The organism is Streptomyces sp. NPDC024555, assembly GCF_055559335.1.
Window position 1 is genome coordinate 81077 of the sequence record NZ_JBVHKV010000006.1, and the last position, 22524, is coordinate 103600.

At 71.5% G+C, this 22524-nt stretch carries 16 protein-coding genes and 1 tRNA gene; 11 read left to right on the forward strand and 6 right to left on the reverse strand.

What is annotated here, in order from left to right; translation table 11 throughout:
• Positions 1–79: 79 nt before the first annotated feature.
• On the reverse strand, positions 80–1594 hold the full coding sequence (rpsA, locus tag ACZ4FH_RS11940; RefSeq protein ID WP_383643775.1) for a 30S ribosomal protein S1: 1515 nt from the start codon (positions 1592–1594) through the stop codon (positions 80–82).
• 398 nt (positions 1595–1992) lie between these two features.
• On the opposite strand from rpsA, the gene ACZ4FH_RS11945 reads away from it, so the two are divergent.
• Both ACZ4FH_RS11945 and hrpB read left to right on the forward strand, forming a co-directional pair.
• A complete protein-coding gene (locus tag ACZ4FH_RS11945) occupies positions 1993–2805 on the forward strand; it encodes a class I SAM-dependent methyltransferase (protein WP_467304128.1) in 813 nt (270 codons plus the stop codon).
• 52 nt (positions 2806–2857) lie between these two features.
• The gene (gene hrpB / locus ACZ4FH_RS11950; protein ID WP_467304129.1) at positions 2858–5368 is read left to right on the forward strand and encodes an ATP-dependent helicase HrpB; all 2511 of its coding nucleotides are present in this window, start codon (positions 2858–2860) and stop codon (positions 5366–5368) included.
• On the opposite strand, the gene pgfA is transcribed toward hrpB, so the two are convergent.
• From pgfA to ACZ4FH_RS11965, 3 genes are all read right to left on the reverse strand, one after another.
• Complete coding sequence (pgfA, locus tag ACZ4FH_RS11955) at positions 5355–6362, reverse strand: cell envelope lipid trafficking protein PgfA (RefSeq protein ID WP_467304131.1); 1008 nt, start codon at positions 6360–6362, stop codon at positions 5355–5357. The genes hrpB and pgfA overlap by 14 nt on opposite strands.
• Before the next feature lie 54 nt (positions 6363–6416).
• Complete coding sequence (locus ACZ4FH_RS11960) at positions 6417–6554, reverse strand: SPW_0924 family protein (RefSeq protein WP_383643764.1); 138 nt, start codon at positions 6552–6554, stop codon at positions 6417–6419.
• A 168-nt stretch (positions 6555–6722) separates the two neighbouring features.
• A complete protein-coding gene (locus tag ACZ4FH_RS11965; protein ID WP_467304132.1) occupies positions 6723–8411 on the reverse strand; it encodes a lytic transglycosylase domain-containing protein in 1689 nt (562 codons plus the stop codon).
• A gap of 238 nt (positions 8412–8649) precedes the next feature.
• Here ACZ4FH_RS11965 and ACZ4FH_RS11970 point away from each other — a divergent pair, with 238 nt between their 5' ends.
• Entirely contained in the window at positions 8650–9519 is an 870-nt protein-coding gene (locus tag ACZ4FH_RS11970) for a DUF4184 family protein (protein ID WP_467304134.1), read from the forward strand.
• A 20-nt stretch (positions 9520–9539) separates the two neighbouring features.
• Here ACZ4FH_RS11970 and polA read toward each other — a convergent pair whose 3' ends face one another.
• Positions 9540–12251 (reverse strand): DNA polymerase I, encoded by a 2712-nt coding sequence (gene polA, locus ACZ4FH_RS11975; RefSeq protein WP_467304135.1) that lies wholly within the window; start codon positions 12249–12251, stop codon positions 9540–9542.
• A 198-nt stretch (positions 12252–12449) separates the two neighbouring features.
• Between polA and ACZ4FH_RS11980 the strand changes: the two genes are divergently transcribed.
• The 7 genes from ACZ4FH_RS11980 (at position 12450) to ACZ4FH_RS12010 (ending at position 21609) form a co-directional block, all read left to right on the forward strand.
• Complete coding sequence (locus tag ACZ4FH_RS11980) at positions 12450–14747, forward strand: FdhF/YdeP family oxidoreductase (protein ID WP_467304137.1); 2298 nt, start codon at positions 12450–12452, stop codon at positions 14745–14747.
• Between the two features lie 90 nt (positions 14748–14837).
• Positions 14838–15308, forward strand: a complete 471-nt coding sequence (locus tag ACZ4FH_RS11985; RefSeq protein ID WP_467304138.1) for a PaaI family thioesterase — start codon at positions 14838–14840, stop codon at positions 15306–15308.
• Between the two features lie 648 nt (positions 15309–15956).
• Entirely contained in the window at positions 15957–17171 is a 1215-nt protein-coding gene (locus tag ACZ4FH_RS11990; RefSeq protein WP_383643968.1) for a branched-chain amino acid ABC transporter substrate-binding protein, read from the forward strand.
• 100 nt (positions 17172–17271) lie between these two features.
• A complete protein-coding gene (locus ACZ4FH_RS11995) occupies positions 17272–18201 on the forward strand; it encodes a branched-chain amino acid ABC transporter permease (RefSeq protein ID WP_383643746.1) in 930 nt (309 codons plus the stop codon).
• Positions 18202–18206: 5 nt separating this feature from the next.
• Complete coding sequence (locus ACZ4FH_RS12000) at positions 18207–19997, forward strand: branched-chain amino acid ABC transporter permease (protein ID WP_467304140.1); 1791 nt, start codon at positions 18207–18209, stop codon at positions 19995–19997.
• A complete protein-coding gene (locus ACZ4FH_RS12005) occupies positions 19994–20896 on the forward strand; it encodes an ABC transporter ATP-binding protein (protein WP_467304142.1) in 903 nt (300 codons plus the stop codon). Before ACZ4FH_RS12000 ends, ACZ4FH_RS12005 begins: the two co-directional genes overlap by 4 nt.
• Positions 20893–21609 (forward strand): ABC transporter ATP-binding protein, encoded by a 717-nt coding sequence (locus ACZ4FH_RS12010; protein WP_383643738.1) that lies wholly within the window; start codon positions 20893–20895, stop codon positions 21607–21609. The genes ACZ4FH_RS12005 and ACZ4FH_RS12010 overlap by 4 nt, the downstream gene beginning before the upstream one ends.
• A 64-nt stretch (positions 21610–21673) precedes the next feature.
• On the opposite strand, the gene ACZ4FH_RS12015 is transcribed toward ACZ4FH_RS12010, so the two are convergent.
• The gene (locus tag ACZ4FH_RS12015) at positions 21674–22330 is read right to left on the reverse strand and encodes an ANTAR domain-containing response regulator (protein ID WP_383643735.1); all 657 of its coding nucleotides are present in this window, start codon (positions 22328–22330) and stop codon (positions 21674–21676) included.
• 93 nt (positions 22331–22423) lie between these two features.
• Here ACZ4FH_RS12015 and ACZ4FH_RS12020 point away from each other — a divergent pair.
• Positions 22424–22507 (forward strand) — tRNA-Leu (locus ACZ4FH_RS12020).
• Positions 22508–22524: the final 17 nt, after the last annotated feature.

The window sequence follows — 22524 nt, forward strand, 5'->3', positions numbered from 1 at the left end:
GAGGCCCGCTCCCCGGAGGGAGCGGGCCTCACCCGTCGACTACCTACCGCGACCGGAGACCGGCCGGAGGGTCAGAGCGTCAGCTCTGGCCGCCCGCCAGCTTCTCGCGCAGGGCGGCGAGCGCCTCGTCCGACGCCAGGGCGCCGGAGTTGTCCGCCGACTCCGAGGAGTACGAACCGCCGCCGCTGCCACCCGAGGCGGCCTGCGTGCCACCGCCGGCCGGGGCGGCAGCGCCCTCGGCGGCAGCGGCCTCGTCGGCCTCGCGGGACTTGATGACCTGGGCCTGGTGCTGCTCGAAGCGCTGCTGCGCCTCGGCGTACTGGGTCTCCCAGACCTCGCGCTGAGCCTCGAAGCCCTCGAGCCAGTCGTTGGTCTCGGGGTCGAAGCCCTCGGGGTAGATGTAGTTGCCCTGGTCGTCGTAGGACGCGGCCATGCCGTACAGGGTCGGGTCGAACTCGACCGAGGCCGGGTCGCCACCGAAGGACTCGTTGGCCTGCTTCAGCGAGAGGCTGATGCGACGGCGCTCCAGGTCGATGTCGATGACCTTGACGAAGATCTCGTCGTTGACCTGGACGACCTGCTCCGGGATCTCCACGTGGCGCTCGGCCAGCTCGGAGATGTGGACCAGGCCCTCGATGCCCTCGTCGACGCGGACGAACGCACCGAACGGAACGAGCTTGGTGACCTTACCGGGAACGACCTGCCCGATCTGGTGCGTACGGGCGAACTGCTGCCACGGGTCTTCCTGCGTCGCCTTGAGCGACAGGGACACGCGCTCGCGGTCCATGTCCACGTCGAGGACCTCGACGGTGACTTCCTGGCCGACCTCGACAACCTCGGAGGGGTGGTCGATGTGCTTCCAGGACAGCTCGGAGACGTGCACGAGACCGTCGACGCCGCCGAGGTCCACGAACGCACCGAAGTTGACGATCGAGGAGACGACGCCGGAGCGGACCTGGCCCTTCTGCAGGGTCGTGAGGAACGTCTGGCGCACCTCGGACTGGGTCTGCTCGAGCCAGGCACGGCGGGACAGGACCACGTTGTTGCGGTTCTTGTCCAGCTCGATGATCTTGGCCTCGAGCTCCTTGCCCACGTACGGCTGGAGGTCGCGGACGCGGCGCATCTCGACCAGCGACGCCGGCAGGAAGCCACGGAGGCCGATGTCGAGGATGAGACCACCCTTGACGACCTCGATGACGGTACCGGTGACGATGCCGTCCTCTTCCTTGATCTTCTCGATGGTGCCCCAGGCACGCTCGTACTGAGCACGCTTCTTCGAGAGGATCAGGCGGCCTTCCTTGTCCTCCTTCTGGAGAACCAGGGCCTCGATCTCGTCGCCGACCTTGACGACCTCGTTCGGGTCGACGTCGTGCTTGATCGAGAGCTCGCGGCTCGGGATGACACCTTCGGTCTTGTAACCGATGTCGAGGAGAACCTCGTCCCGGTCAACCTTGACGATGACACCGTCAACGATGTCGCCGTCGTTGAAGTACTTGATCGTCTCGTCGATCGCCGCGAGGAACGCGTCCGCGTCGCCGATGTCGTTGACCGCAACCTGCGGAGTGGTGGCGGTGGTCTCGGTGCTGCTCGTCATGTGGGAAAGGGCTCCGGTACGGACAGTGAGTCGTAGGTACTGCTACGCCGAGAACCCGTATCGCCTCTGCAGAAGCCGGACAGCCCGCGAAGCGCCGATCCCGCGGACCCGGGAGGCGCCTCTCGTGAACCGAGGGGACATACAACAGACGCGAGCGCGGCCTGCTAGGTCTGAGGAGCGCAGGCTCGCAGCGCAACTTGTAGCATACGGGGGCAGCAGGGCACGGTCAATGCGCGAAGGCGGACACCACCGACGGAAGGCCCCATATCCGGCACAACTCGGGTTCACCGAGGCCAGATCGGCTCCGGCGAGGTCCGGACACACGGGTTCCGCACTTCACGGCCCCCTGGTACGGACCGCGTACGACGGGGTGAAGGCAAACTACAACGACGGACACGATGAGCCAAGAGATCTACGCCGCCGAACCCGAGGCGACGCGCCGCACCGCCGGGGCCGCCGAGAGCAGCCGGGCCAGTCGCGGCTGGTGGGACCGGAACGCGGACGAGTACCAGACCGACCACGGCGCCTTCCTCGGCGACGACCGCTTCGTCTGGGGTCCGGAAGGGCTCGACGAGGCCGACGCCGCCCTGCTCGGGCCGGCCGCCTCGCTGCGCGGTCTGGACGTCCTGGAGATCGGCGCGGGCGCCGCCCAGTGCGCGCGCTGGCTGGCCGCGCAGGGCGCCCGGCCCGTCGCCCTGGACCTCTCCCACCGCCAGCTCCAGCACGCCCTGCGCATCGGCGGGGACGTGCCGCTGGTCGAGGCGGACGCCGGGGCGCTGCCCTTCCGCGACGGCTCCTTCGACCTGGCCTGCTCGGCCTACGGCGCGGTGCCCTTCGTCGCCGATCCGGTCCGGGTGTTCCGCGAGGTGCACCGGGTGCTGCGCCCCGGCGGACGCTGGGTCTTCTCCGTCACCCACCCGATCCGCTGGGCCTTCCCGGACGAGCCGGGGCCCGAGGGCCTGTCGGTGGCCGCCTCGTACTTCGACCGCACGCCGTACGTCGAGCAGGACGAGCGGGGCGAGGCGGTCTACGTGGAGCACCACCGCACCCTCGGCGACCGGGTGCGCGACGTGGTGGCGGGCGGCTTCCGGCTGACCGACCTGGTGGAGCCGGAGTGGCCGGACTGGAACGGCCAGGAGTGGGGCGGCTGGTCCCCGCTGCGCGGCCATCTGATCCCGGGGACCGCGATCTTCGTCTGCGTCCGCGACTGAGCGGCCGGACCGCGGTGGACGGTTCGCGCCCCCGCCGTACGAGACTGGGGGCGTGATCCGTACCGACGCCCTGGACCGGCTGCCCGTCCGTACCGCCGTGCCCGCGCTGCGGCGGGCGCTCGACGACCGCGGTGCCGCGGTGCTGTGCGCCCCGCCGGGCACCGGCAAGACGACCCTCGTCCCGCTGGTCCTGGCCGGGCTGACCGGCGAGGGCCCGGTGCGCCGGGTCGTGGTGGCCGAACCGCGCCGGATCGCCGCCCGCGCGGCGGCCCGGCGGATGGCGTGGCTGCTCGGCGAGCCGACCGGGCGGCGGGTCGGTTTCACCGTGCGCGGCGAACGGTCGGTGGGCCCGGAGACGGTGGTGGAGGTGGTCACCACCGGGGTGCTCCTCCAACGGCTCCAGCGCGACCAGGAACTCTCCGGCGTCGACACGGTGATCATCGACGAGTGCCACGAGCGCCATCTCGACGCGGACACCGTGGCCGCCTTCCTGCTGGACGTGCGCGCGGCGCTCCGCCCCGAGCTGCGGCTGGTGGCGGCCTCCGCGACGACCGACGCCGAGGGCTGGGCGCGGCTGCTCGGCGAGGTCCCGGTGGTCGAGGCGGAGGGCGTCTCGCATCCGGTGGAGGTGGTGTGGGCGCCGCCCGCGCGGCCGGTGCGGCCGCCGCACGGCATGCGGGTCGATCCGGCGCTGCTGGGCCATGTCGCGTCCGTGGTGCGGCGGGCCCTGGCCGAGCGGGACGGCGATGTCCTCTGCTTCCTGCCCGGGGTCGGTGAGATCGGCCGGGTGGCGGGGCTGCTGTCCGGGGTGGCGGCCGATGTGCTCCAGGTGCACGGACGGGCCCCGGCCGCCGTGCAGGACGCCGTCCTCGCGGGCTCGGCGACGGGCCGCCGGGTGGTGCTGGCGACCTCGGTGGCGGAGTCCTCGCTGACCGTGCCCGGGGTGCGGACCGTGGTGGACTCGGGGCTCGCCCGGGAGCCGCGCACGGACCACGCGCGCGGGCTGAGCGCGCTGACGACCGTACGGGCCTCGCAGGCGGCGGGCCGCCAGCGGGCGGGCCGGGCGGGCCGCGAGGCGCCGGGGACGGTGTACCGCTGCTGGGAGCAGGCCGAGAACGGGCGGCTGGCCGCGTTCCCCTCCCCCGAGATCAAGGTGGCCGATCTGGCCTCGTTCGCCCTCCAGGCGGCCTGCTGGGGCGATCCGGACGCCTCTGGGCTGGCGCTGCTGGACGCGCCGCCGGCCGGTGCGCTGGCCGCCGCCCGCGAGGTGCTGGCGGCGGTCGGCGCGGTGGGGGCGGACGGACGGGTCACCTCCAGGGGCGTGCGGATGTCCCGCCTCGGCCTGCATCCCCGGCTGGCCAGGGCCCTCCTGGACGGGGCGGCCGAGGTCGGCGGGCGGCGGGCCGCCGAGGTGGTGGCGCTGCTGAGCGAGGAGCCGCCGCGGGAGTACGGCGACGATCTGGCGGCGGCGCTGCGCACCGCGCGCCGGGGCCGGGACGGCTACGCGGCGCGCTGGCGCCAGGAGGTGCGGCGGCTGTCGTCCGCGTCGGAGAGCGCGGACGGCGGGCGGAGCGGCGGGTCCGGTCCGGACGACGCCGCGGTCGGGCTGGTGGCGGCCCTGGCGTTCCCCGAGCGGGTGGCGCGGGCCCGGGGCGAGGGGACGTTCCTGATGGCCTCGGGCACCGGCGCGCAGCTGCGGGACGGCTCGGCGCTGCGCAGCGCGCCCTGGCTGGCGGTGGCGGTCGCGGACCGGCCCGCGCACGCGGCGTCGGCGCGGGTCTCCCTGGCCGCCGTCGTGGACGAGGACACGGCGCGGCTGGCCGCCGGTCATCTGCGGTTCGCGGGCGAGGAGGTCCGCTGGGACGGCCGGGACGTGGTGGCCCGCCGGGTGGAGCGGCTGGGAGCCGTGGAGCTGTCGGCGCGCCCGCTGAAGGACCCGGATCCGGCCCTGGTGCGCGAGGCCCTGGTCGAGGGGGTGCGCCGGGAGGGGCCGGGGCTGCTGCGCTGGACCGGGGACGCGGAGCGGCTGCGGGAGCGGCTGGCCTTCCTCCACCGGGAACGGGGCGGCCCCTGGCCGGACGTCTCGGACGAGGCGCTGCTGGCGGACCCCGGGAGCTGGCTGGAGCCGGAGCTGTCCCGGGCCCGGCGGCGGGCGGACCTGGCCCGGATCGACGCCGGCCAGGCGCTGCGCCGGCTGCTGCCGTGGGCGACGGGCGAGGCGGCGCGGCTGGACGAGCTGGCCCCGGAGCGGATCGAGGTGCCCAGCGGTTCGCGGATCCGGGTGGAGTACGGCGGGGCGCAGCCGGTGCTCGCGGTGAAGCTCCAGGAGCTGTTCGGGCTCCGGGAGACGCCCCGGGTCGCGGGCGTCCCGGTCCTGGTGCACCTGCTCTCCCCCGCCGGCCGCCCGGCGGCGGTGACGGCGGATCTGGCGTCGTTCTGGCGCGAGGGCTACCGGGCGGTGCGGGCGGAGCTGCGCGGCCGTTATCCGAAGCATCCGTGGCCGGAGGACCCCACGACGGTGGAGGCCACCCGGTTCACCACGGCGCGGCTCAGGCGGGGGTAGGGGCGGGGTCGGTGCCGGGTCCGGGCGCGGGGTCCGGTGCCGTCGCGCCGGGCCTGCGGGAGCGGGCCTCCAGCCACAGCGCGAGGGTGAGCAGCACGGCGCCGAGGGCGAGGAAGCCCCAGGGCAGGTACGAGGTGAGCAGCAGGACCAGGACCCGCTGGGACTTGACCATGTCGCCGATGGAGACGACGTAGTCCTCGCGCATCTTCACGTGTCCGGCGAAGACGGTGACGGTGTCCTCGGACATGCCCATGGCCTTGGCGTTGCGCAGTTCCTCGCGGTGCACCTCCTCGCCGTTGACGGGTGCGCCGGTGACCGGGTCGACCCAGAACATGCGTGTGGTGGTGTACCAGCGGGTGACGCCGGTCTTGGCGATCTGTTCGGCGGTGATGCCCTTGATGGGCATGGCCTTGGGCATGGGGACCTTGGTCCAGGGGATGGTCTGCTCGAAGTAGTAGACCTCCATCCCGCGGAAGTTCCGGGTGCCCTTGTAGTGGATGGGCGAGCTGGTGCGGGTCTGGGCGTCGAAGTACTCGTAGTCGCGCTTCTCGGTGAGGAAGGGCCACTTGTACTCGATGCCCTCGCGGCGGACCGGGTCGCCGTCGACCATCTCGCCGGTGGCGTGGACGGGGGCCTGGCTGTGGGCGTCGAAGATGTAGCGCTCGGGGATCTTGGAGACCATCTTGCCGTCGGGGCCCTGCACGTAGGAGAGGGCGTCCCAGACGACGACGTCGCGTCCCGCGCTGCGTTCGATCTTCTCGGAGGCCTCCACGTTGCCCTTGAGGGTCTGCACGATGGTGATCCGGTCGACCTTCTTCGCCTTGAGGGTGGTGTAGTCGAGCAGGGTGGCGGGCCTGGCCTCCAGCACCGTCTCCTGGTACTGGTTCGGCGGGATCTTCGCGAGCCGGGGGAAGGCGTACCAGCGCAGCAGTGGTGACAGCGCGGCGAAGAACACGGCGAAGGCCAGGAGTACGAGGCCGGCTCGGCGGCGCATGGGTGCCTCCCTCTGCTCGCGGGTGCGGGCGGTGGTGTGCTCGGTGCGTACGGCTTACTGCTTGGGGCCCGGGACGGTGGTCAGCAGGGGTTTGGGCGAGGTCTCGCCGGGCGGGGCGCCGATCGCGCTGATGGTGAGGACGAGGGCGAGGGCGGCGGCCAGTCCGATGGCGGCGGCGACGAGGGCACGCATGGTCGGCCTCCCGGAAGCACGGAACTGATGGGTCGTCAGGGCTGGGGCACCGTAGCAACCGGGGCCCGAGATGAGAACACATCGATCCGACTTGGCCGCACATGACGACAGCCCCCGGCCGGTGTCCCGGTCGGGGGCTGTCGGTGGCGGGCCGGTGCGGGCCCGGGGTCAGGCGGGAGGTGCCTCCACGGTCAGCTCGATGACGACCGTCGCGCCGCCCGCGGTGGTCAGGCGCAGCTTGTACGCGCCCGCGGCGCCGTCGGCGTAGATCTTCGGCAGGGCCAGCTTGCCGTCGGCGTCCGTGGTCAGCTCCAGGGTGCGGACCGGGTCGCCGTCGTCGTTCGTGAAGTACGGGCCCTTGTCGTTCTCGGCCGGCTGCTCGTCGTCGGTGATCATCGTCGCGGTGACGGCGACCCGGGCGGCGGCCGCGTCCTTGTACGTGGCCCGCGCGGTGATGTCGGCGAACTCCTGCCCGGCGACGGCGGTCAGCTTCTCCGTGCCGGTCCTGGCGATGGCGTCGGCCTGCCGGGCGGTGACGGTCGCGGCATAGGAGACGGCGGGCAGCGTGGTGCCGGTGGCCGTGGCGCGCACGGTGAAGTCACCGGTCTTCTCGCCGGCCGTGAGCACCGGGGCGGTGGCCGTGCCGTCGGCGCCGGTGAGCACCGTGACCGAGGCCTTGCCGCCGAAGGAGGCGTCGGTGTCGCCGGTGACGGTGAAGGTGACGGGCACCTTGGCGAGCGGGGTGCCGAGGTTGCTGCGGGCGCGGACCTTGATCCGCTCGGCGAAGGCGCCGCCGGCGGTGGCGGTCAGATCGCCGGTGCCCGCGTTCTGCACGGAGGCGAGCGACGGGGTCGGCGTGGGCTCGGGCTTCGGCGTCGGGGACGTCGAGGTGCCGGGGCGGCCCGGGTCCGAGGGCGAGGGGGTCGGCTTCGCCGGGGGCTTCGGAGAGGCCGATCCGGACGGCGAGGCCGAGGGGCTCGTGGACGCCGACGGGGTCGGGGTGCGGTCCGGGCTACGGCTGCCGGGGCGCTTCCCGTCGCTGCTGCCGACGGGCAGGATGCCGGTCCCGTCGGGCACCTCGTGGGCGCCGCGCCGGTAGTACTCGTACCAGGAGCGGACGGTGCGCAGGTACTCGTCCGAGTGGTTGTAGCTCAGGACCGCCCGGTCCAGGTCCGCGGCGACCGCCAGATCGCGCGATCCGGCGCACAGATAGCGGCCCGCGGCGAGCGCGGCGTCGTAGATGTTGTTGGGGTCCTTGCGGCCGTCCCCGTTGCCGTCCACGCCCCAGACCGCCCAGGTGGACGGGATGAACTGCATCGGGCCGACGGCGCGGTCGTGCGTCCGGTCGCCGTCGTAGGCGCCGTTGTCGGTGTCCTTGATGAGCGCGAAGCCCTGGCCGTTGAGGGCGGGGCCGAGGATCGGGGAGAGCGTGGTGCCCTGCGCGTCGACCCGGCCGCCGCGCGCCTGGCCGGACTCGACCTTGCCGATCGCGGCGAGGAGCTGCCACGGCAGCCGGCAGGCGGGGTCCGTGCCGGCGACGGTCTGCTCCGCCTTCTTGTACGCCGCGAGGATCGAGGCCGGTATGCCCGATTCGACGCTTCCGGTCACCGGAAGGTTGACGGAGGTGCCGGGCTTGTCCGGCGTCGCCAGCGGCGGAAGGTCGGTGTAGTAGGGCGAGTTGCCCGACGCGGCCCCGTCGCCCGAAGGGGTCGCACCGGCGGTCGGCTGTTCGCCGCCGTCGGAGGCCACCAGCGGCGAACCGGGGGCCTGGGACGCGGAGAGCGCCGCCACGGCGGCAGCGGCCACGGCCGTGGTCGCCGCCCCTCTGCGCAGCCGGCGACCGAATTGCGCTGCCATAACGTGTGGCCCCTCCCCTTCGTCGGCCGGCCCCTCCCCTGGGCCCGGACTCACGCGACCCTACGGCAACTTCCGCCGCCCGCACACAGCGCCCCGGAGGCTTCTTACCGCTTTTTCACGTTCCGGTCCGCAAACCGTCCGGCGGAACGCGCCGCCCGCGCGCCTCCCGGTCCGGTCCGGGGCGGCGGGCCCCGGGCCGCAGCCGGACCGTGACGGCCGCTCACGCATACTTCCCGGCATGCCGTTCACGCTCAGCCATGCTGCCGCCGTCCTGCCCGGAATCCGCCGTGACGGGACGGGGCGCGGCCCCCTCCTCGCCTCCGCGCTCGTCGCCGGATCCTTCGCCCCCGACCTGACGTTCTACGCGGACACGGTGATTCCGGGCGCCATGGAGTTCGGACAGGTCACCCATGCCTGGTGGGGCGTGCTCACCGTCGACGTCCTGATCACGGCGGCGGCCGCGGCGCTCTGGCTGCTGCTCCGCGACCCCCTCGTGGCGCTGCTGCCCACGGGCCGTCAGGGGCGGGTGCACCACTGGCTGGGCGGGGACCGCCGCATGCCCCGCCGGGGCCCCGGAGCCGTGCGCGCCGGGATGTGGTTCGCGATCGCGGCCGTCGTCGGGGCCGGGACGCACGTCGTCTGGGACGCCTTCACCCACCACGACCGGTGGGGGGTGCGGCTGGTCCCGGTGCTCGGCCGGAGCGTGGCGGGACATCCGGTGTTCCAGCTCGCGCAGTACGGCACCTCGGCGCTGGCCCTGCTGGTCCTCGCCCGGTTCGTGGTGACCGGGCTGCGGAGCACCCCGGACCGGCCCGCCCCGCGGACGCTGCCGGTCCTGGACCGCCGGGCCCGGTGGTGGTCGGTCGCCCTGCTCGCCCTGTGCGCGCTGCTCGGCCTGGTCCACCGCTGCGTGCGCTGGTACGCGTACTACGGGCGTCTGGACACACTGCTGGACATCGTCCCGACCGCCTGCTTCGGCGCGGGCGCCGGGCTGGCGGCCGGTCTGGTGCTGTACGCGGCCGGGGTGCGGCTGCGCCACCGCCGCGGCCCGGCCGCCGCACCGCCCGACGCCCGCACGGTCCGGTCCTCGGGCCGGGCCGACGGCTGAGCGGCGCCCCGCGCGCCGCGTCAGTGCGCGGCGGACTCCCAGTCGGTCCCCACGCCGACCGACACGTCCAGCGGCGCCCTCAACTGCACGGCGGTGGACATCTCGTGGCGCAGGATGTCCTCCACCCGCTCCCGCTCGCCCGCGGCGATCTCCAGGACGATTTCGTCGTGGACCTGGAGCAGCATCCGGGAGGTCAGCCCCGCCTCGGTCAGCGCCCGGTCGACCTGGAGCATCGCGACCTTGACGATGTCCGCGGCGGTGCCCTGGATCGGGGCGTTGAGCGCCATCCGCTCGGCCGTCTCGCGGCGCTGGCGGTTGTCGCTGTTGAGGTCGGGCAGATAGCGGCGGCGGCCGAACACCGTCTCCGTGTATCCGGTGGCCCTGGCCTCCTCCACCACCCGGTGGAGATAGTCGCGCACCCCGCCGAACCGCTCGAAGTACGTGTCCATCAGGACCCGGGCCTCGCCCGCCTCGATGTTCAGCTGCTGGGAGAGGCCGAACGCGGAGAGCCCGTACGCCAGGCCGTAGCTCATGGCCTTGATCTTGCGGCGCATCTCCGGGTCGACGGCCGTCTTCTCGACGCCGAAGACCTGCGAGGCGACCGTGGTGTGCAGGTCCTCGCCGGACATGAACGCCTCGATCAGACCCGCGTCCTCGGAGAGGTGCGCCATCACGCGCAGCTCGATCTGGCTGTAGTCCGCGGTCATCAGGGTCTCGAAGCCCTCACCGACGACGAAGCCGCGTCGGATCGCCCGGCCCTCGTCCGTGCGCACCGGGATGTTCTGCAGATTGGGGTCGGTGGAGGAGAGCCGGCCGGTCGCCGCCACCGTCTGGTTGAACGTGGTGTGGATGCGGCCGTCCGCGGCGATCGTCTTGACCAGGCCCTCGACCGTCACCCGCAGCTTGGCCTGCTCGCGGTGGCGCAGCATGATCACCGGCAGCTCGTGCTCGGTCTGCGCGGCCAGCCAGGCCAGCGCGTCGGCGTCCGTCGTGTACCCGGTCTTGGTCTTCTTGGTCTTGGGCAGGCCCAGCTCGCCGAAGAGGACCTCTTGGAGCTGCTTGGGCGAACCGAGGTTGAACTCCCGGCCCACCGCGGCGTGCGCCTCCTTCACCGCCTGCTGCACCGCACCGGCGAACTGCTGCTCCATGCCTTCGAGATGGGCCCGGTCGGCCGCGATGCCGTGCCGCTCCAGCCGGGCCAGCAGGGCCGAGGTGGGCAGCTCCATCTCGTGGAGCAGCCGGGCGGCGCCGACCTCCTCCAGCCGGGTCGCGAACGCGTCGCCGAGATCCAGGATCGCGCGGGCCTGCGCCATCAGCGCGTCGGCCTCCGCGCGGTCGTCCGCGCCGAAGGCCAGCTGGCCGTCCGCCGCGGCCGCCGGGGCCAGCTCGCGTCCCAGGTACTCCACGGCCAGGGCGTCCAGGGCGAAGGAGCGCCGGCCCGGCTTCACCAGATACGCGGCGAGCGCGGTGTCCATGGAGACGCCGTCGACCCGCCAGCCGTGCTCGGGGAAGACGCGCATTGCGCTCTTCGCGTTGTGCATGACCTTCGGCCGGGCCGGGTCCGCGATCCAGGCCGCGAACGCCTGCTCGTCGGGGGCGTCCAGCTGCGCCGGGTCGAACCAGGCGGCGGCCCCGCCGGCCGCGGCCAGGGCGATCTCCGTGACGGTGCCGCTGCCCAGGGCCCAGGTGTCGACCGTGGCGACGCCGAGGGGCTGCCCGCCGTGCTCCTCCAGCCAGGGGGCCAGCTCGCCCGCGCCCAGCACCGCGCCGTCCAGCTCGACGCCCGCGGCCGGGGCCGGGGCCTCGTCCTCCGCCTTGCCGGGGTCGACCGCGAGCAGCCGCTCGCGCAGGCTCGGATTGCGGATCTCCAGCACGTCCAGGACGCCGGTGACCGCCGTGCGGTCGTAGGGGGCGCGCTCCAGCTCGGCCGGGGTCTTGGGCAGGGCCACGTCCCGGACCATCTCGGTCAGCACCCGGTTCATCTTCACCGCGTCCAGGTGGTCGCGGAAATTCTGGCCCGCCTTGCCCTTCACCTCGTCGGCGCGCTCCACCAGCTCGTCGAACGAACCGAACTGGTTGATCCACTTGGCGGCCGTCTTCTCGCCGACCCCGGGGATGCCCGGGAGGTTGTCCGACGGGTCTCCGCGCAGCGCCGCGAAGTCCGGATACTGCCGGGGGGTGAGACCGTACTTCTCGACGACCTTCTCCGGGGTGAACCGGGTCAGCTCGGAGACGCCCTTGGTCGGGTACAGCACGGTCACGTTGTCCGTGATCAGCTGGAAGGAGTCCCGGTCGCCGGTGACGATCAGGACCTCGAAGCCGGCCGCCTCGGCCTGGGTGGCCAGCGTGGCGATGATGTCGTCGGCCTCGAAGCCGTCCACCGCGAACCGGTCCGCGCGCATCGCGTCCAGCAGCTCGCCGATCAGCTCGACCTGGCCCTTGAACTCGTCGGGGGTCTTCGACCTGTTCGCCTTGTACTCCGGGAACTCCTGGGAGCGCCAGGTCTTGCGGGACACGTCGAACGCCACCGCGAAATGCGTCGGCGCCTCGTCACGCAGCGTGTTCGCCAGCATCGACGCGAAGCCGTACACCGCGTTCGTCGTCTGACCCGCCCCGGTCGTGAAGTTCTCCGCGGGCAGAGCGAAGAACGCCCGGTACGCCAAGGAGTGCCCGTCCATCAGGAGCAGGCGCGGTCGGTTGTCTGCCGTCTTCTTCGATGCCGTCTCAGCCACACCCCGATCCTGCCACGTACCACTGACAATCCGGACCGGCCACCGCCGGGGACCGGCCCCGGCCCGTCGTGGGGCCCTCGCCGGGCGCCGTACCCCCCTCGCGTGCCAGGATCGAAGGCAAGAGACCACCAGGAGCGGACCACGCGCGGACCACGCACCGACCGCACGCGGACCGCAGCAGGCCCGAAGGGGAGCACGATGGCCACCAAGCCGCCCACCGGAGACCCGGTCCAGGACGCCCCCCGGGTCGAACCGGCCCAGCACGCCGCCGCGGGTCTCCCCGCCGTCGCGCACAGCCTGCGCATCGCCCAGCGGCAGATGGGGGTGGCACGGGCCGCCCGGACCCTCCTCAAGGTCAACCAGAAGGACGGCTTCGACTGCCCCGGCTGCGCCTGGCCCGAGGGCGACAAGCGGCACACCGCCGAGTTCTGCGAGAACGGCGCCAAGGCCGTCGCCGAGGAGGCGACGCTGCGCCGCGTCACCCCGGACTTCTTCGCCGCCCACCCCGTCGCCGACCTCGCGGAGCGCAGCGGCTACTGGCTCGGCCAGCAGGGCCGCATCACCCAGCCCGTGTACCTCCCCGAGGGCGCCGACCGGTACGAGGCCGTCACCTGGGAACGCGCCTTCGAGATCGTCGCCGAGGAGCTGCGCGCGCTCGACTCGCCCGACGAGGCGCTGTTCTACACCTCGGGGCGCACCAGCAACGAGGCCGCGTTCCTGCTCCAGCTCTTCGCCCGCGAGTTCGGCACCAACAACCTGCCCGACTGCTCCAACATGTGCCACGAGTCGTCCGGCTCGGCCCTCACCGAGACGATCGGCGTCGGCAAGGGGTCCGTCTCCCTGGAGGACCTGCACCACGCCGACCTGATCATCGTCGCCGGGCAGAACCCGGGCACCAACCACCCCCGGATGCTCTCCGCCCTGGAGAAGGCGAAATCGGCCGGGGCGAGGATCATCTCGGTGAACCCGCTGCCGGAGGCGGGGATGGAGCGCTTCAAGAACCCGCAGACCCCGCACGGCATGCTCAAGGGCACCCCGCTCAACGATCTGTTCCTCCAGATCCGCATCGGCGGCGACCAGGCGCTCTTCCGGCTCCTCAACAAGCTGATCCTGGCCACCGGGGGCGCCGTGGACGAGGCGTTCGTCGAGGCCCACACGCACGGCTTCGAGGAGTTCGCCGCCGCGGCCGCCGAGGCCGACTGGGACGCCACCCTCACCGCCACCGGACTCGACCGGGCCGCCATCGAACAGGCCCTGGAGATGGTCCTCGCCTCGGAACGCACCGTCGTGTGCTGGGCCATGGGCCTCACCCAGCACAAGCACTCCGTGCCGACCATCCGCGAGATCGTCAACTTCCTGCTGCTGCGCGGCAACATCGGCCGGCCCGGCGCCGGGGTCTGCCCGGTGCGCGGCCACTCCAACGTCCAGGGCGACCGGACCATGGGCATCTTCGAACGGCCCGCGCCCGCCTTCCTCGACGCGCTCGACCGGGAGTTCGGCATCACCTCGCCGCGCCACCACGGCTACGACGTGGTCCGCTCCATCCGCGCCCTGCGCGACGGCGACGCCAAGGTCTTCTTCGCCATGGGCGGCAACTTCGTGGCCGCGACCCCCGACACCGAGGTCACCGAGGCGGCGATGCGCACCGCGCGCCTCACCGTCCACGTCTCCACCAAGCTCAACCGCTCCCACGCCGTCACCGGCACCCGGGCGCTGATCCTGCCCACCCTCGGCCGCACCGACAAGGACGTCCAGGCCACCGGGCGGCAGTTCGTCACCGTCGAGGACTCCATGAGCATGGTGCACGCCTCCCGGGGCAACCTGACCCCCGCGAGCCCCCATCTGCTCTCCGAGCCCGCCATCGTCGCCCGGCTCGCCCGCGCCGTCCTCGGACCCGGATCGGCCACCCCCTGGGAGGAGTTCGAACGGGACTACGCCACGATCCGCGACCGGATCTCCCGCGTCGTCCCCGGCTTCGAGAACTTCAACGCGCGCGTCGCGCACCCCGGCGGATTCACCCTCCCGCACGCACCGCGCGACTCCCGCCGCTTCCCCACCGCCACCGGGAAGGCCAACTTCACCGCCGCCCCCGTCGAGTTCCCCGAACTCCCCGAAGGGCGCCTGCTGTTGCAGACCCTGCGCTCCCACGACCAGTACAACACCACCGTCTACGGCCTCGACGACCGCTACCGCGGCATCAAGGGCGGCCGCCGCGTCGTCCTCGTCCACCCCGACGACGCCACCGCCCTCGGCCTCGCCGACGGCGCGTACACCGACCTCGTCAGCGAGTGGAAGGACGGCAGCGAACGGCGCGCCCCCGGCTTCCGCGTCGTCCACTACCCCACGGCCCGCGGCTGCGCCGCCGCGTACTACCCCGAGACGAACGTCCTGGTCCCGCTCGACTCCACCGCCGACACCAGCAACACCCCGGCCAGCAAGTCCGTCGTGGTGCGCTTCGAGAACACCGGCCGGGCCCACCCGGGGGACGCGCGCTAAGCATCCGCTCAGCCGTCTGATAGGAACAGTGCACACCACCCGGAGCGGGCCGCAGGGCGATGCTCCGCCGCAGACGATCGGAGCCGGCCCATGGGCGAGCACACCGCACCCACGTTCCCCCAGGAGATCATCGACGAGTACGCCGCCCTCGGCGTCGACCTGCCCGCCCTCTTCTCCGCCGGCCACCTCGGCGAACGCATGGGCGTCACGGTCGTCGAGGCCTCCGCGGACCGCGTCGTCGGCACCATGCCCGTCGAGGGCAACACCCAGCCGTACGGCCTGCTGCACGGCGGCGCCTCCGCCGTCCTCGCCGAGACCCTCGGCTCCGTCGGCTCCATGCTCCACGGCGGACCCGGCCGGCTCGCCGTCGGCGTCGACCTGAACTGCACCCACCACCGGGGCGTCCGCAGCGGCCTCGTCACCGGCGTGGCCACCCCCGTCCACCGCGGCCGCACCACCGCCACGTACGAAATCGTCATCACCGACGAACAGGACAAGCGCGTCTGCACCGCCCGCCTCACCTGTCTGCTCCGCGACGTCCCCGCACCCGACGCCGCCTGACCCCTGCCACCCCCCTGCCCGGCCGGAACCCATTCCGGCCGGGCAGTGCCATATCCGGGCACAACCACCGCCGTATACACCGAACTTGCGCGACACACAGCACAACACCCTTGACCCGCGGGCGCGTTCCATGGCCCACTCGACAGCCACACCCCCTCCCGCTCCCTGCCCGCACCCCGGCACACCGCGTCGACCGCCCCGCCCCAGACGTCACACTGCGTAACAAACGCGCAAGGTCCACGACACCTCAGCGCGCTCCACGCGACCCGGCCCGCGGCCACCGGGCGATTCCGCGCGCCCTCGGAGGGCTCCGCACACCCCCCGACGGGCGACAGCACCAAGATCACCCCAAGCCCCTTAGCAGAGCTGCGCGTTCTCACCATGCGGTCACTTCGCCGTCCGGTAAAAAACCGTACATGTCAGCACAGCCACCTCAAGCCTTGCTCAAGGGCATAACAAGACAGTCACATCCTGCGCCACCCCCACCCCCGACCCCCACCCCTGCCCTTAGAGTCACGGCCAGTCACCGCGCCGCCGGGCGCGTCTGCAGCACGGCCCTGTACCAACCAGTACGGCCCGGCGAACGACACGGCACCTCAAGCAGAGGAGGCCGCGCCAGGGAAAGGACTTTTCGTGCGACACCGTTCTTTGCTCATCCTCACCACAGTGCTCACGACAGGGGCACTGACACTCACCGCCTGCGGGTCGCGCGACGACGACAAAAAGGGCAGCGGTGACGGCGGCGGCAACCAGACCGTCGTCATCGGCGTCGACGCCCCGATCACCGGTGACCTCTCCGCCCTCGGCCTCGGCATCAAGAACTCCGCCGACCTCGCCGCCAAGACGGCCAACAAGCTGAAGACCGTCCCGGGCATCACCTTCGAGGTCAAGCCGCTCGACGACCAGGCCCAGCCCTCCGTCGGCCAGCAGAACGCCACCAAGTTCATCGACGACAAGCAGGTCCTCGGCGTCGTCGGCCCCCTGAACTCCGGCGTCTCCCAGTCGATGCAGAAGCCGCTCAACGACGCCGGCCTCACCCAGGTCTCCCCCGCCAACACGGGCACCGAGCTGACCCAGGGCGACAACTGGAAGACCGGCGACAAGAAGCGCCCCTTCAAGACCTACTTCCGCACCGCCACCACGGACCAGATCCAGGGCGCCTTCGCCGCGAAGTACCTCTACAACAACGCGAAGATCACGCAGGTCTACCTCATCGACGACCAGAAGCCCTACGGCGCCGGTCTCGCGGCCTCCTTCAAGACCACCTTCACCGGCCTCGGCGGGAAGATCGTGGGCTCCGACCACGTCAACCCCGACGACCGCGACTTCAACGCCGTCGTCACCAAGGTCAAGAAGTCCGGCGCCAAGGCCGTCTACTACGGCGGTGAGTACCCCGCCGGCGCCCCCCTGAGCCAGCAGCTCAAGGACAGCGTGCAGATCCCGCTCATGGGCGGCGACGGCATGTACAGCGCCGACTTCATCAAGCTCAACAAGAAGGCCCAGGGCGACATCGCCACCTCCGTCGGCAAGCCCGTCGAGGAGCTCGACTCCGCCAAGAAGTTCATCGAGGACTACAAGACGGCCGGCTACAAGGACGCCTACGAGGCCTACGGCGGCGGCACCTACGACGCCACCTGGTCGATCATCGAGGCCGTCAAGATCGCCGTCGCCGAGAACGACGGCAAGCTCCCCGACGACGCCCGCGCCAAGGTGCTCGAAGCCATGTCCAAGGTCAAGTTCGACGGCGTCACCGGCCCCGTCTCCTTCGACCAGTACGGCGACACCACGAACACCATGATGACCGCCTACCAGGTCGACGGCGGCAAGTGGGTCTCCAAGCTCAGCGAGGCCTACAAGCCGTAACCCGCTCCCGGTCGCTCACCGACTGACCCCAGACCGCGCGGGAGCGCTACGAGCACTCCCGCGCGGTGCCATATCCGAACCACTCCACGGAGGCCCTGCGGTGCACGAACTGCCGCAACAGCTGGCCAATGGACTCATCCTCGGCGCGATGTACGGACTCATCGCGATCGGCTACACGATGGTCTACGGAATCATCCAGCTCATCAACTTCGCCCACGGCGAGATCTTCATGATCGGAGGCTTCGGGGCTCTCACCGTGTACCTCTGGATGCCGGCCGGTTCCAACCTCCTCGCGATCGTCCCCCTCATGATCGTCGGCGGCGTCATATGCTCCGTCGCCGTCAGCGCCGCGGCGGAACGGTTCGCCTACCGCCCCCTGCGCAACGCACCCCGGCTCGCCCCGCTGATCACCGCGATCGGACTCTCCCTCGCCCTTCAGCAGGCCATCTGGAAGTGGTACCCCAACGCCACCAAGGACCGCCCCTTCCCGCAGTTCAAGGGCGACTCCCTCGACCTCTTCGGCGCCCACATCCAGCGCGGCGACCTCTTCGTCCTCATCGCCGCCCCCGTCTGCATGATCGCCCTCGGGCTCTTCGTCTCCAAGACCCGCACCGGCCGCGGCATGCAGGCCACCAGCCAGGACCCCGACACCGCCAAGCTCATGGGCATCAACACCGACCGCATCATCGTCATGGCCTTCGCCATCGGTGCCGCGTTCGCCGCCGTCGCCGCCGTCGCCTACGGGCTCAAGAACGGCCAGATCGGCTTCAAAATGGGCTTCCTCATGGGCCTCAAGGCCTTCACCGCGGCCGTGCTCGGCGGCATCGGCAACATCTACGGCGCCATGCTCGGCGGCGTCGTCCTCGGCATCGCCGAATCCCTCGCCACCGGCTACATGAGCGACGTCCCCGGCATGGACCTCTTCGGCGGCGGCGCCTGGAAGGACGTGTGGGCCTTCGTCCTCCTCATCGTCGTCCTGCTGCTCAGGCCCCAGGGCCTGCTCGGCGAACGCGTAGCGGACAGGGCGTGATACCGATGACCACCACCCGGACCGCACTCGTCCCGCTCCCCGCCCCCGTCGCCCGCATCGCCACCCTCGCGGGCGCCGCGGCCGCACTCGCCGGCACCTTCCTCCCCTGGACCTGGACCTCCGAATTCCCCGGCGACCTCACCGTCACCGGCTACCCCGGCGGCCTCCAGGTCCTCACCCTCACCGCCGCAGTCCTCACCCTGCTGTTCACCCTCACCGGATACGGCATCCGCGGACTGCGCTGGCTCACCCCCGGCGGCACCAACAGCCCCGTCCGCCTCCTGGCCCTCGCCACCCTCGGCACCACCGGCTACGCCATGGGCGCCATCTCCTACGAGCTCGGCGGCGTCGTCAACCTCGAACCCGGAGCCTGGGTCAGCGGCATCGGCGCCCTCGTCGCCGTCCTCGCCGCCCTCGGCCTCCCCGACGACCAGCCCCTCCCCGACGACGGCCGCGAGGCCACCGTCCGGCGGCGCTTCCGCAACAGCCTCGCCGCCCCCTCGGCGCCCCGCGCCAAGGCCCTGCCCTCCTGGGCCGAGATCCTCGTCATCGCCGTCGCCTTCGGGGTGGCCCTCTACCTCTTCACGTACGGCATCGACATCCCCACCGAGGACTCCGAGCAGTTCATCGGCTTCCTCATCACCGCGGCCTTCGCCTTCACCGCGCTCACCCGGGCCGGCCTCATCGCCCGCATCACCGCGCTGACCGCCAAGCACCGCAACGTCACCCTGGCCGCCGCCCTCGTCGCGGCCCTCTGCTTCCCCTTCACCCAGGACACCGCGGAATACGCCCTCATCGGCGCGAACATCCTCATCTTCGCCACGGTCGCCCTCGGCCTGAACGTCGTCGTCGGCCTCGCCGGCCTCCTCGACCTCGGCTACGTCGCCTTCCTCGGAGTCGGCGCCTACACCGCCGCCCTCGTCTCCGGCGCACCCCTCTCCGCCATCGGCGTCCACTTCCCCTTCTGGGCCGCCGTCCTCACCGGAGCCGTCGTCTCCCTGGTCTTCGGCGTCCTCATCGGCGCCCCGACCCTCCGGCTGCGCGGCGACTACCTCGCCATCGTCACCCTCGGCTTCGGAGAGATCTTCCGCGTCACCGTCAACAACCTCAACGGCAACAGCGGCCCCGACCTCACCAACGGCTCCCAGGGCATCCCCAGCATCCCGGACCTCAACCTCTTCGGGATCGACTTCGGACTCACCCATGACGTCGGCCCCTTCACCCTCAGCAGGCCCGCCAACTACTACCTGCTGATGCTCGTCGTCACCGCCGTCGTCGTCCTCGTCTTCCGCCGCTCCGGGGACTCCCGCATCGGCCGCGCCTGGGTCGCCATCCGCGAGGACGAGACCGCCGCCACCGCCATGGGCATCAACGCCTTCCGGCTCAAGCTCCTGGCCTTCGCCCTCGGCGCCACCCTCGCCGGCCTCGCCGGCACCGTACAGGCCCACGTCAACTACACCGTGACGCCCGAGCAGTACCAGTTCGCCGGCTCCGTGCCCCCGAACTCCGCGTTCCTCCTCGCCGCCGTCATCCTCGGCGGCATGGGAACCCTCAGCGGCCCCTTCGTCGGCGCCGCACTGCTCTACCTCATCCCGGCGAAGCTGCAGTTCATGCAGGACTACCAGCTCTTCCTCTTCGGCATCGCGCTCATCCTCCTGATGCGCTTCCGCCCCGAAGGCCTGGTCGCCGACCGCCGCAAGCAGCTCGAATTCCACGAGAACGACGAACCCATCGACGTACCCGAACCACGGCAGTCCGAAGACAGCGGCGCCGGCATCGCCAAGGCGGGGGCGTGACCACCATGACCACCACCACGACCGCGACCACCGTCCTCGACGCCAGCGGCGTCACCATGCGCTTCGGCGGCCTCACCGCCGTGCGCGGGGTCGACCTCACCGTCAACGCGGGCGAGATCGTCGGACTCATCGGCCCCAACGGCGCCGGCAAGACCACCTTCTTCAACTGCCTCACCGGCCTCTACGTCCCCACCGAGGGAACCGTCCGGTACAAGGGCACCGTCCTGCCGCCCAAGCCCCACCTCGTCACCGACGCCGGCATCGCCCGCACCTTCCAGAACATCCGGCTCTTCGCCAACATGACCGTCCTGGAGAACGTCCTCGTCGGACGCCACACCCGGACCAAGGAAGGCCTCTGGTCCGCCCTCCTGCGCCTCCCCGGCTACAGCAGAGCCGAGAACAGCAGCCGCGAACGCGCCATGGAACTCCTGGAGTTCATCGGCCTCCAGGACAAGGCCGACCACCTCGCGCGCAACCTCCCCTACGGGGACCAGCGCAAGCTGGAGATCGCCCGCGCCCTCGCCAGCGACCCCGGACTCCTCCTCCTGGACGAGCCCACCGCCGGCATGAACCCCCAGGAAACCCGCGTCACCGAAGAACTCATCTTCGCCATCCGGGACCAGGGCATCGCCGTCCTCGTCATCGAGCACGACATGCGCTTCATCTTCAACCTCTGCGACCGCGTCGCCTGCCTCGTACAGGGCGAGAAACTCGTCGAAGGCACCGCGTCCGAGGTCCAGAGCGACGAACGCGTCATCGCCGCCTACCTCGGCACCCCCTTCGAAGGCGCCCCCGGCGCCGAAGAAGTCGCCGAGGTCGAAGCGGCCGAAGCGGAAGCAAGCACGCACACGTCGGGCACGAGCGACAGCACGAGCACCGAAGAGGAGGACAACCGATGACCGCGCTCCTGGAGGTCGAGGACCTCCGCGTCGCCTACGGCAAGATCGAAGCCGTCAAGGGCATCTCCTTCACCGTCGACGCCGGCCAGGTCGTCACCCTCATCGGCACCAACGGCGCCGGCAAGACGACCACCCTGCGCACCCTCTCCGGGCTCCTCAAGCCCCTGAGCGGCCGCGTCCTCTTCGAGGGCAAACCCCTCACCAACGTCCCCGCCCACAAGATCGTCTCCCTGGGCCTCGCCCACTCCCCCGAGGGACGCCACATCTTCCCCCGGCTGACGATCACCGAGAACCTCCTCCTCGGCGCCTACCTCCGCAACGACAAGGCAGGCATCGAGAAGGACGTCCAGCGCGCCTACGACCTCTTCCCCATCCTCGGGGAGCGCAGGAAGCAGGCCGCCGGCACCCTCTCGGGCGGCGAACAGCAGATGCTCGCCATGGGCCGCGCCCTCATGTCCCAGCCCAAGCTCCTCATGCTCGACGAACCCTCCATGGGCCTCTCCCCGATCATGATGCAGAAGATCATGGAGACCATCGTCGAGCTCAAGGCCTCCGGCACGACGATCCTCCTCGTCGAACAGAACGCCCAGGCCGCCCTCTCCCTGGCCGACCAGGGCCACGTCATGGAGATCGGCAAGATCGTCCTCTCCGGCACCGGAGCGGACCTCCTCCACGACGAGTCCGTCCGCAAGGCCTACCTCGGCGAGGACTGACCGCACCGGAACGGCGAAGGCCCGCGCCTGGAGGCGCGGGCCTTCGCCGTCTTCACCACGGGACCTACTCGGCGGCCCGCTTCTTCTCCTCGGCGTCCTCGATCAACGCCTCCGCCAGCTGCTGCATCGACAGCCGGCGGTCCATCGACGTCTTCTGGATCCACCGGAACGCCGCCGGCTCCGACAGCCCGTAGTCCGTCTGCAGAATGCTCTTCGCCCGGTCCACCAGCTTCCGCGTCTCCAGCCGCTGCGCCAGGTCCGCGACCTCGTTCTCCAGCGCCTTCAGCTCCGCGAACCGCGACACCGCCATCTCGATGGCCGGCACCACGTCGCTCTTGCTGAACGGCTTCACGAGATACGCCATCGCCCCGGCGTCCCGGGCCCGCTCCACCAGGTCGCGCTGCGAGAACGCGGTGAGCATGAGCACCGGCGCGATGGACTCCTCGGCGATCTTCTCGGCCGCCGAGATCCCGTCGAGCACCGGCATCTTCACATCCAGGATCACCAGATCCGGCTTGTGCTCCCGAGCCAGCTCGACGGCCTGCTGCCCGTCCCCGGCCTCCCCGACGACGGAGTAGCCCTCTTCTTCGAGCATCTCCTTGAGGTCGAGACGGATCAGCGCCTCGTCCTCCGCGATGACGACGCGGGTCGTCAGCGGCGGGACGTGCGACTTGTCGTCGTCGGCGGCGTCTACGGGCTGGGGCGACTCGGGGGTGGTCACGGGGCTCCTTGATTCAGGGCAGTGCTGCTGCGAAGCAGCCTACCTACCTGCTGTGTGCTTCTCTCACCAGGTACACTGCTGTCCGGTCGACTCGCCGGGTTGGCGCAACTGGCTGACGCGGAGGTCTCAAACACCTCTGTCCGAAAGGACATGTGGGTTCGAATCCCATACCCGGCACTGTTTCCTGAAGCGGA